Source organism: Allofournierella massiliensis, assembly GCF_964241245.1.
Lineage (GTDB): Bacteria > Bacillota > Clostridia > Oscillospirales > Ruminococcaceae > Allofournierella > Allofournierella massiliensis.
This window is the reverse complement of record NZ_CAXSWZ010000005.1, coordinates 127,562-137,981: the sequence shown is the minus strand read 5'-3', so window position 1 is coordinate 137,981 and position 10,420 is coordinate 127,562. Positions and strand designations below refer to the sequence as shown.

Annotated in this window: 6 protein-coding genes, 1 tRNA gene and 1 rRNA gene; 6 read left to right on the top strand and 2 right to left on the bottom strand. The window is 56.4% G+C overall.

Features of this window, described 5'->3' with window-relative positions; translation table 11 throughout:
• Positions 1–121: 121 nt before the first annotated feature.
• The 3 genes from rrf to ACESYO_RS04505 all read left to right on the top strand — a co-directional run bounded on the left by rrf (position 122) and on the right by ACESYO_RS04505 (position 1,577).
• Positions 122–238 (top strand): 5S ribosomal RNA (rrf, locus tag ACESYO_RS04515).
• 24 nt (positions 239–262) lie between these two features.
• Positions 263–337, top strand: a tRNA-Glu gene (locus ACESYO_RS04510).
• 418 nt (positions 338–755) lie between these two features.
• On the top strand, positions 756–1,577 hold the full coding sequence (locus ACESYO_RS04505) for a metallophosphoesterase (protein WP_373209424.1): 822 nt from the start codon (positions 756–758) through the stop codon (positions 1,575–1,577).
• Between the two features lie 50 nt (positions 1,578–1,627).
• On the opposite strand, the gene ACESYO_RS04500 is transcribed toward ACESYO_RS04505, so the two are convergent.
• Positions 1,628–2,479 (bottom strand): DegV family protein, encoded by an 852-nt coding sequence (locus ACESYO_RS04500; RefSeq protein WP_276869872.1) that lies wholly within the window; start codon positions 2,477–2,479, stop codon positions 1,628–1,630.
• A gap of 115 nt (positions 2,480–2,594) precedes the next feature.
• Positions 2,595–4,412: a 1,4-alpha-glucan branching protein GlgB gene (gene glgB, locus ACESYO_RS04495; RefSeq protein ID WP_276869870.1), complete on the bottom strand. Its 1,818-nt coding sequence runs from the start codon at positions 4,410–4,412 to the stop codon at positions 2,595–2,597.
• 301 nt (positions 4,413–4,713) lie between these two features.
• Between glgB and ACESYO_RS04490 the strand changes: the two genes are divergently transcribed.
• The 3 genes from ACESYO_RS04490 to ACESYO_RS04480 all read left to right on the top strand — a co-directional run bounded on the left by ACESYO_RS04490 (position 4,714) and on the right by ACESYO_RS04480 (position 10,400).
• Entirely contained in the window at positions 4,714–6,744 is a 2,031-nt protein-coding gene (locus ACESYO_RS04490; RefSeq protein WP_276869869.1) for a GH25 family lysozyme, read from the top strand.
• A 114-nt stretch (positions 6,745–6,858) separates the two neighbouring features.
• Positions 6,859–8,592: an ABC transporter ATP-binding protein gene (locus ACESYO_RS04485; RefSeq protein WP_276869867.1), complete on the top strand. Its 1,734-nt coding sequence runs from the start codon at positions 6,859–6,861 to the stop codon at positions 8,590–8,592.
• Positions 8,589–10,400 (top strand): ABC transporter ATP-binding protein, encoded by a 1,812-nt coding sequence (locus tag ACESYO_RS04480; RefSeq protein ID WP_058967200.1) that lies wholly within the window; start codon positions 8,589–8,591, stop codon positions 10,398–10,400. Before ACESYO_RS04485 ends, ACESYO_RS04480 begins: the two co-directional genes overlap by 4 nt.
• Positions 10,401–10,420 lie beyond the last annotated feature (20 nt).

Sequence of the window (10,420 nt, the reverse complement as noted above, 5' to 3'; positions counted from 1 at the left end):
TCGAGGGCTTGACCACAAGTCTTTATGGTACTTCTAATTTGCCGCAGTTTATTATTCAGTTTTGAGGGTGCATCCCTCGAAGTAAAGAGAATATGTAAGGCTGATATGCTGAGCATATATGGCCGGTGCCGATGACGCAGAGGTCCCACCTGTTCCCATTCCGAACACAGAAGTTAAGCTCTGTTGTGCCGAAGATACTTGGTTGGAGACGACCTGGGAAAATAGGTAGGCGCCGGCTTTTCTCTTCTCTTTACAGTTATATGGCCCGTTGGTCAAGCGGTCAAGACGGCGGCCTCTCACGCCGCAAACGGGAGTTCGATTCTCCCACGGGTCACCACGTCGGAATGGACTACATTCCATTCAAAAAGCCCAGCCATTCGGCTGGGCTTTTCTCATACCATTTCGTCATTCCTCCTTTTCCCCACAAAACTTTGCAAGGCAAACTTTTGCGGGGGCCCCGTTGCCGGGGGAAAACGAACGCCCCGGCAGAATGGACTGCATTCCATTCAAAAGCTCAGGCAAATGACTGGGCTTTTCTCATACTATTTCGTCATTCCTCCTCATCCCCACAAAACTTTGCAAGGCAAATTTTTGCGGGAACCATATTGCCGGGGAGAAGATGAGTTGTTTTTCATATTATTCGACTATTTCCACAAGCCATAAACTGCGAAAAAAAAACAGCGGCTTGTTTTTATATAGAAAGAAACCAATCGATGAGACAGAAACAAACAAGAAAAAAGCGATGCTGGGGTTGGATGCTGATTTTGCCCCTGTTGGGGGCCTTATTGGCGGGACTGTATGCCCGCTTTGTGGAACCGGAGTTGCCGATCGTTCGCAGGCTGACGCTGCCGGCACAAAATCTGAAGGATGACTGCCGCGTTGTCTTTTTTACCGATACCCACTTTGGCAGGGACAAGTCTGTTTCAGATGCGGTGCAGCTGGTCGATAAAATCAACGGACTGGAACCGGATGTGGTGATTTTCGGCGGGGATCTTCTGGATAACTACGCCCGGGATCGACAGCAGCTGGATCTGGAAATGCTGCGCATACAGCTGAGCTGTATAGAAGCTCCCGGTGGCAAGTATGCAGTTTGGGGCAATCATGACTGGGGCGGTGGCGCTGTGCGCATCTATCAGGAATTCATGGAATCCTGTGGGTTTCAGGTACTGAAAAACGAGGGCCTGCTCCTGGAGGCGTATCAGATCCAGCTGATGGGATACGATGACTATCTGACCGGAGATATGGAACATCTGCTGAACGATTTCCAGGAAGATATGTTTCCGCTGCTGGTGGCCCATGAGCCTGTTACCGTTGACCTTTTGGCAGAGTTGCCAAAAGGAGGACTGATGTTGGCGGGGCATACCCACGGCGGGCAGATCGGGGTGCCATGGATTGCGCAGCGAATTCTTCCACCGGGTTCCGGCGATTTTGTGAGTGGACTTTATTCTCTGGATAAGGCCGAACCAGAGTTTTTTCGACTGTATGTGAGCGGCGGTGTTGGAACTACACGGCTTCCGATGCGTCTGCTCGCACCGCCGGAGATTGTGTGTATTGACCTTCAAAGGGATGAACTGTAAAAAGAGCTCTGCGCTGATTAACCAGCGCAGAGCTCTTTTGGCTTTCAGATTCAATCTTCACCCTTGGCAAAATAGGCGATGCCGGCAGCACCGGGGCCGGCGTGCGTGCCGATTACCGGTCCGATATGGAAGACCTCGGCAGCAGGCAGATGCAGGTTACCGATCAGATATTTCTGAATGGGCTCCATAGCACGATGATGAGCGGTATAGCCTACCAGGTACCGTTTGTCCGGATCCAAACCGCCATCCTGATCCAGCTGCTTGAACAGTGCCACATAGGCACCGGGCAGGCCACGGGCTTTGCCTACCAGAGACACATGTCCATCCTTCATACCAACCACAGGCTTGATTCCCAGAAGCGTTCCGGCAAAAGCCTCAGCACCGGAAAGCCGACCGCCTTTGCGGAAATATTTCAGATCGTCCACCACGGCCAGCAGCCGAACCTTGTGCTTTTCCTCTTCCAGAATGCTTACGATCTCGCCAGCAGGACGCCCCTCGTCACGCAGCTCTACTGCCAGCCGAACCAGCAGCTGATTGCCCAGTGTGGCACTCAATCCATCGATCAGGTAGATTTTATCGTGATCCACCAGTGAGGCAGCGATCTGGGCGGACTGATAGGTGCCGGAAATCTTGCTGGACAGCAGAATTGCAATTACCTCGTCACCCGCATTCTGTGCGTCTTGAAAGGCTTTCTCAAACGATTTCGGGCTGGGCTGGCTGGTGCTGGGCAGCTTGTGGCATTCACTGAGCCGCTCATAGAATTCATCGGGCGAAAGATCCAGCCCGTCCCGATAGGTTTCGCCGTTCTCAAAAGTTACCTGCAGGGGAATAATCTCCACCTGCATTCTTTGTGCCAACGCCGCTGGAAGATCAGCGGTGGAATCGGTCAAGATGCGCAGCATAGGAACGTACCTCCCAAGTAGTGTGATAGGGGCAGCCGGGCCGCCCGGGATTTCCTGTTGCCTTGATTGTAGCGGGAAAGAGAGGGGCTGTCAATCCATGATCATTCACTGTTTATTACAGTCGATAAAGGCTGCCACTTAACGCGGGCAGGTCGAGATACAGGGTATGGCTTTTGCCCATTACGCCACCCGGTATCGAACGTGTTTCCCCAACGGGGGACTGACTGCCGCCGTAATATGGCGAATTAGTGCAAAGTACCAGATGGGCATGGCAGAAATTGTCAAAATACAATGGGTATTGATTGTGCGTTTTGTCCTGCGTGTTTAGAACAATCAGAAAAGTTTCCCCCTCGGCACTGGTGCGGGTAAAGGCAAATACACCATCATCTACGGCCTCACGGGTAATCCACTGAAAGCGTCCGCTGTGGTATTCGCCGCTGAACAGGGCAGGTTCCTGAAGGTACAGGCGGTTCAAATCCCGAACGAGCCGGAGAAAGGCCTGGTGCATGGGGTATTCCAGAAGGCACCAGTCCATGGCGCGACTCTCGTCCCATTCCCGGAAGTGAGCCAGTTCAGTGCCCATAAAGCTGAGTTTTTTGCCGGGATGCAACATAAAATAAAACTGCAGCAACCGGGCCTGAGCGAATTTTTCCTCATAGCTGCCCCACATCTTGTCGATCAGTGTGTGCTTGCCGTGTACCACCTCATCATGAGATAATGCCAGCAGGTATAATTCATTATAAAAATACTCCATGGAGAATGTAATGGAGTGATAAAGAGCCGGGCGCTGGTCAAAAGGTGTGGAAAAATAGCGAAGAGTGTCGTTCATCCAGCCCATATCCCACTTATAGTCGAAGCCCAGGCCGTCGTATTGCACGGGAGCGGTGACCTTCAGATAGTTGGTGCTGTCCTCTGCGGCCAGAATTACCCCGGGGAAACGCTGGTGCAGTCCCTGGTTCATGGTCTGCAAGAACTTCACCGCGCCCTGATTGACCCCGCGGGCATCGTCGCCCTGCCAGTAAAGCGCCCGGCTTACCGCATCCATGCGCAGGCCGTCGCAGTGATAGACTTCCAGCCAGAAGGCGGCAGCACTGTTTAAAAAACTGCGTACTTCGCCCCGGTACAGGTTAAAGTTGTAGCTGCCCCATTCACTGAGCCCCACGTCGCTGTCGTATTCATAAAGGTGGGTGCTGTCCAGCCGGGCCAGCGCATCTCCATTGCAGGCAAAGTGCACCGGCACAAAATCCATCAGAACACCGATACCCGCCTGGTGGCAGGCATCCACAAAGGCGGCGAATTCCTCCGGGGTACCATAGCGGCTGGTCACGCTGAAATAGCCGGTGCACTGGTAGCCCCAGCTGCCGTCGAAGGGGTGCTCTGCCAGCGGGAGCAGCTCGATGAAATTATAGCCCTGTTCCTTTAGCCAGGGGATCAGCGCACCCGCAAGCTGACGGTAGGTGTACCAACGGCCGTCCGGGTGGCGCTTCCAGCTGCCCGCGTGCAGTTCATAGATGTTCAGCGGCTGGTCATAGCGGGCGCTGCGGCTGGCGATCCAGTCTTTGTCCTGAAATTTGTGTGTTGGCAGGCCCCACAGCACGCTGGCACTGCCGGGCCGGAGTTCCGTGTAAAAACCGTAGGGGTCGGTGTGCAGGACCCAGTCGCCGTTTTGTTTTTGAATGTTGTATTTGTAGAACTGGCCCTGATGTGCACCGGTCACATAGCCGCTCCACACGCCGGCAGCATCGCGGGCAAGATCCTGCCCGGACCAGCTGTTGAAGTCGCCAAAGACTTGAACACGCCGGGCGCTGGGGGCCCAGAGACGAAACAGCCAGACGTCCGGTCCCTGCTCCGGTGCCGGATGCGCACCCAGCAGATGATGAGCGTCAAAGCACAGACCGGTGTGAAATTCGGTGGGTAGCATGGGAAGATCCATGAAAAAACTCCTTTGTCTGAATGGGGAAAATGATTGCGAACCTTTTTCCTTTTCATCTTACAACATATAGGGCAAAAAAACCAGCAGAGGGTTAAGGAAAAGAGAAGGAAGTCGGGAAAAATGAAGAAAGATAACAAGAACCGAAGCCGGGATTCGTGCAAAATTCTGAAAAACAGTTAAAGAGAGGGAAAGTTGGTTTCCCTATGCGGAAAATATGGTATACTAAACATGATTATAGCCTTTTTCGTTACAGCACGAGGAATTTGATCAAGATACAGGAAAAAGGAAAGGGATCATAGCTATGAACAAACGGGATCTTTCCCGCTATTTTTCGGGCAGTAAGTTTTCCCGCATGCCGCTGGGCAAAGCGCTGGTTGCTTTGTGCTGCGCGCTGGCGGTAACCGTGAGCTGCGGTGCAGGCATTGCGTTTACCGCGGTGAATGCAGCCAACAACAGTTCGTCCATTTCGGTGAGTGTGAGCCAGCCTGTGGTTGAGCCGGTAAGCAGTGAGCCGGAAGCCACCGCCACGCCGGAGCCCACCCAGGCACCGGTTCGGCTGGAGATTGAAGCCACTGCCGTGCAGCAGAGTGTGGGCGTTACCGTGATGGACGCGGACAGCGGGCTGCCGGTGCTGGGGCAGGATTTCGAGGTGCAGCTCACGCCGAAGTCCGGCAAGGCAAGCACCTATACGCTGGACCCGGAAACCGGTACGCTGCTCATCAAGCAGGTGAACATCGGTGAGTATACGGTCTCGGTGGCCGAGCGGGAGGGCTTTGTGACCCCCGAGCCGGTGACTCTGGCGGTCAAGGAAAAGGTACAGTACAAGGCCGATGTGGAAGCGGTTAAGGATCAGATCAAGCAGTCCAGCGAGGTTAACGAGGCCAAGGAAGATAACGGCAACGCCAGCCATGCCGGTGCAGGTACCGGAAGCGGCAAGGATCCCACCCTGCCTGAGCCCACCGCAGCGCCTACTCCGGCTCCGACTCCTTCCGGCAACGACTATGATTATAACGATTCCTCGGCAGAAGAGCGCAAAACCACGGTGTATATTCCGGATGTGGTAGACCAGAATGGCCGGAAGTATCTGAAATATGCCGATGGCAGTACCAGTCCTTATTATGTGAGCAAAACGGCTACTGCGCAGGATGGTACGGAATTCCTGGTGGAAGCAACGTTGGATGCGGGTATGGTACCCACCCCCACCCCGGCGCCCACCGAGGTTCCGGTTCCCACCGAGGTTCCGGCCCCCACCGAGAGTCCGGCTCCCACCGAGAGTCCGGCTCCGACGGAAGTTCCGGCGGCCAGCCAGGAGCCGACCAGCGGTTCTGCAGCTTTGCAAACAGCGGCCGGCAATGTTCTGGGGCTGGATCTGGGTGCCTGGGCACGCGGCGGCCTGCTGGCAGCCGGTGCGGCAGATGGTGTGAGCACGCTTTCTCTGGAGCCTACACTCCAGTTCTACGACGAGAGTGCCATGCAGGGAATTGCTCACGATGGCTTTGCCATGACTGCGGCGGAAAAGGTGATCGTAACTCTGTATTCCGGCTGGTATCCCAGCACTTCGGATAAACAGGCCTATTATGACCCGAGCACGCATCAGAAGGTGACCGGCACCAAGGTAATTGCGGGCACTACATATACCTTTGATGAAAACGGCGCACTGGTGAAGCAGGAGACTGGCGGCAGCGAAAGCAGTGGCAGCGAAAGCACCGGCGGGAACAGCGGCGGCACGGCCTGGGTAAAGGGCGTGGACGTGTCCAAGTACCAGGGCAACATCGACTGGAACAAGGTGAAGGCCTCCGGAATCGAGTTTGCCATCATTCGCGTGGGCTACCGCGGCTACGGCACCGGTGTTCTGGTTGAGGATTCGACTTTCCGCCAGAACATCAAGGGCGCCACTGCGGCGGGGCTGAAGGTCGGTTTGTATTTCTACAGCCAGGCCATCAACGAGACCGAAGCGGTGGAAGAGGCCAGCATGGTGATCAGTCTGTGCCAGGGCTACAACATCAGCTATCCCATCTATTTTGATACCGAAAAAGTGGCGGGAGATACCGGCCGGGCCGATAACATCAGCCGTGCCCAGCGTACCGCCAACGCGGTGGCCTTCTGCGAGACCATCCGCAATTCCGGTTACAAGGCGGGCGTTTACAGCTACGCCAGCTGGTTCTACAACCAGCTGAACATGGCCAGCCTGTCTCCTTACAGCATCTGGATTGCCCAGTATCGGGATCAGCTGAGCTTCGATTATAATTATGACATCTGGCAGTACAGCAGCACCGGCACGGTGCCTGGCATTCCCAAGCCCACCGATATGAACGTGAGCAAGCTGGGGTAACTGCTTTACGTCTGTAAATTTCCCCCCTGGGGCGGTTTTGGCAAGCGCTGAAATCGCCCCGGGGGAATTTTGTTCGATGAAATGATTGGAAAAAAACGGAAGGAGGAATGATATATGGAACAGCTGCGGCGTGTGTTTGCGCATCTGGGCCGCTACAAAAAAGAATTTGTTCTGGCAGTGCTGTTTGTGGTGCTGGAAACCGGGCTGGAAATGTTCATCCCTGTGATTATGGCGGATACCATCGACGTGGGCGTTGCCAACCGGGATGTGAACTATGTGTTGATGAAGGGTGTGCAGATGGGAATCTGCGCTCTGCTTTCACTGCTGACCGGTATGTTGTATGCCCGGTATATGGCCCGGGCAGCCTGTGGATTCGGTGCGCTTTTGCGCCAGGAGCAGTACCGGAAGATTCAGGAATATTCCTTCGCGGATCTGGATCGGTTCGAGACCTCGTCGCTGATCACCCGCATGACCACTGATATTACGGTGTTGCAGAATGCGGTGAGCGGTGGGCTCCGGCCCATGGTGCGTGGGCCATCCATGCTGATTATGGGTGTGGGGCTTGCGTTCTTTATGAACGCCCGGCTGAGCCTGATCTTTCTGTGTTGTGTACCGGTGCTTGCAGCAGTGCTGGCTTTCATCGTGTATAAGGTGGCACCCATGTACAGCCGGCTTCAAATCGCCATGGACCGGGTGAATGTGGTTGTGGAGGAAAACCTGACTGCCATCCGGGCGGTAAAGGCTTTTGTACGGGGAGAGTATGAGGAAGAGAAGTTTGAACAGGTGAACAGCGGCCTGATGCAGACCAGTCAGCGCACCTTTCACTTTGCGGTGATGAACCTGCCGGCGTTCCAGTTCACCATGTATGCGGCGGTGACCCTGCTGCTCTGGTTCGGCGGCAATATGGTGATTGCAGGCAGCATGCAGGTGGGTAAGCTCACCGGTTTTCTGAGTTATGTACTGCAGATCATGAACTCGCTGATGATGATCTCCAATGTGTTTCTGATGCTCACCCGTTCGCTTGCCAGCGCAGCCCGCGTGATGGAGGTACTGGATCAGAAGCCCAGCCTGGCGGATGGGCCGGAAGCCTGTGAGAAGATTACAGATGGCAGTGTGGAATTCTGCCATGTGGATTTCAAATACAGCGCCTCCGCGCAGGAGAATGTGCTGGAGGACATCTGCCTGCGTGTGCCGGCGGGACAGACGCTGGGCATTCTGGGCGGCACCGGTTCGGCCAAAACCTCGCTGGTGCAGCTGATTCCCCGTTTGTATGATGTGACCGGCGGCTGCGTCAAGGTGGGCGGCCGGGATGTGCGGGAATACCGGCTGGAAGCGCTGCGGGATGCGGTGGGCATCGTGCTGCAAAAGAACGTGCTGTTCAGCGGTACCATCCGGGAAAACCTGCTCTGGGGCAACGAACAGGCCAGCGAAGAAGAGCTGGAATGGGCCTGCCGTACCGCCTGTGCCGATGAATTTTTGAGTCGGATGCCCAAGGGGCTGGACACCGAGCTGGGCCAGGGCGGCGTGAACGTGTCCGGTGGGCAGAAGCAGCGCCTGTGCATTGCCCGCACCCTGCTCAAGCGGCCCAAGGTGCTGATCTTCGATGACTCCACCAGTGCGGTGGACACCGCCACCGAGGCCCGCATCCGGGCGGGGCTTGCGGCCTTGGCCGATACCACCAAGATCATCATCGCTCAGCGGGTGACCTCGGTAATGGACGCGGATCAGATTCTGGTGCTGGAGGATGGCCGGGTCAATGGCATTGGCACCCACAGCCAGCTGCTGGCGGAGAATGCCATCTACCGGGAGATCTATGAATCCCAGATGAAAGGAGGCGGCGAAGAATGAGCAGACGGCAGTTTTCGGCCCGGCGGCCCAATGATCTGGGCCATACGCTGGGGGTACTGCTGGCCTACATGGGCCACCACAAGCTGATTATGGCACTGGTGGCGGTGCTGGTAAGCCTGAGCGCCGCCGCGAACCTGCTGGGCACCTTCATGCTCAAGCCTCTGGTGAACCGTTACATCCTGCCCGCCGATACCAACGGCCTGCTGGCGGCGGTGGGCATTGTGGCGGGCATCTATGCGGTGGGCGTGGTATCTGCTTTTGGCTACACCCAGCTGATGGTGAAGGCTGCCCAGAAAATTGTGTACGAGATCCGACGGGATCTGTTCCGCCATGTGCAGACCCTTCCGCTGCGCTATTTTGATACCCGCAGCCACGGCGACATTATGAGCCGCTTTACCAACGACGTGGATACCATTGCCGACGCGCTGAACAACAGCTTTGCCATGGTGATCCAGAGCTTTATTCAGATCGTTGGCACCCTGACGCTGCTGTTCGTGCTGAACTGGCAGCTCTCGCTGATCGTGGTGGTGGGCTACATTGCCATGTTCGCCACCGTGCGTTACAGTGGTCAGCGCAGCAAACGGTATTTCCAGAGCCAGCAGCAGGTGCTGGGCAAGCTGAACGGCACCATTGAGGAGATGATCAGCGGCCAGAAGGTGATCAAGGTATTCAACCACGAGCGGCAGAATGTGGAGGCCTTCTGCGCCCAGAACGAGGCGCTGCGTCAGGCGGCCACCAGTGCCCAGAGCTATGCGGCCACCATGGTGCCCACCGTGGTGAGTATTTCTTATGTGAACTATGCGGTGGTGGCGGTGCTGGGCGGCATTATGGCCATCCACGGCATGACCGACGTGGGCAGCCTCACCAGTTATCTGGTATTTGTGCGTCAGGCAGCCATGCCCATCAACCAGTTTACCCAGCAGTCCAACTTCCTGCTGGCGGCGCTGGCCGGCGCCGAGCGAATCTTCAACGCCATGGAGGAGACCCCCGAGGTGGACAAGGGCAGCGTGGAGCTGGCCGGCACACAGGGCGCCTGGGTCTGGAAGGATAACGCTTCCGGAAAGGAGACTCCGCTGCGGGGCGATGTACGCTTTGAGCATGTGAGCTTTGGCTATGATTCCTCCCGGCTGATTCTGAAGGATATCAGCCTTTATGCAAAGCCCGGCCAGAAGATTGCTTTTGTGGGGTCCACCGGCGCGGGCAAAACCACGGTGACCAACCTGATCAACCGGTTCTATGATGTGACCGACGGGCGCATTACCTACGATGGCATTGATGTGCGCCGCATCCAGAAACCGGATCTGCGCCGGTCGCTGGCGGTGGTTCTGCAGGACACCCACCTGTTCACCGGCACCATTGCGGATAACATCCGCTTCGGTAAGCTGGATGCCACCGATGAGGAAGTGGTGGCGGCGGCCAAGCTGGCCAATGCCCACTCCTTCATCCGCCGTCTTCCCAAGGGGTACGACACCCCGGTTACCGGCGACGGCAAGAACCTTTCCCAGGGGCAGCGGCAGCTGCTGGCCATTGCCCGGGCGGCCATTGCGGACCCGCCGGTGCTGATTCTGGACGAAGCCACCAGCAGCATCGATACCCGCACCGAGGCCCTGATCGAAAAGGGCATGGACCGGCTGATGGAGGGGCGCACCGTGTTTGTGATCGCCCACCGGCTGTCCACCGTGCGCAACGCGGATGCCATCATCGTGCTGGAGCAGGGGCAGATCGTGGAGCGGGGCAGCCATCAGGAGCTGCTGGACCAGAAGGGCGAATACTATCAGCTGTATAACGGCATGTTCGAGCTGAGCTGAGCTGTACGCCGTGCCGGTTT

What these genes read in the sequence shown, in the direction of transcription:
- ACESYO_RS04505 (WP_373209424.1), top strand. Translation starts at nt 756, where the DNA reads ATGCTGATTTTGCCCCTGTTGGGGGCCTTATTGGCGGGACTGTATGCC.
- glgB (WP_276869870.1), bottom strand. Translation starts at nt 4,412, where the DNA reads ATGGATCTTCCCATGCTACCCACCGAATTTCACACCGGTCTGTGCTTT.
- ACESYO_RS04485 (WP_276869867.1), top strand. Translation starts at nt 6,859, where the DNA reads ATGGAACAGCTGCGGCGTGTGTTTGCGCATCTGGGCCGCTACAAAAAA.
- ACESYO_RS04480 (WP_058967200.1), top strand. Translation starts at nt 8,589, where the DNA reads ATGAGCAGACGGCAGTTTTCGGCCCGGCGGCCCAATGATCTGGGCCAT.
- ACESYO_RS04490 (WP_276869869.1), top strand. Translation starts at nt 4,714, where the DNA reads ATGAACAAACGGGATCTTTCCCGCTATTTTTCGGGCAGTAAGTTTTCC.
- ACESYO_RS04500 (WP_276869872.1), bottom strand. Translation starts at nt 2,479, where the DNA reads ATGCTGCGCATCTTGACCGATTCCACCGCTGATCTTCCAGCGGCGTTG.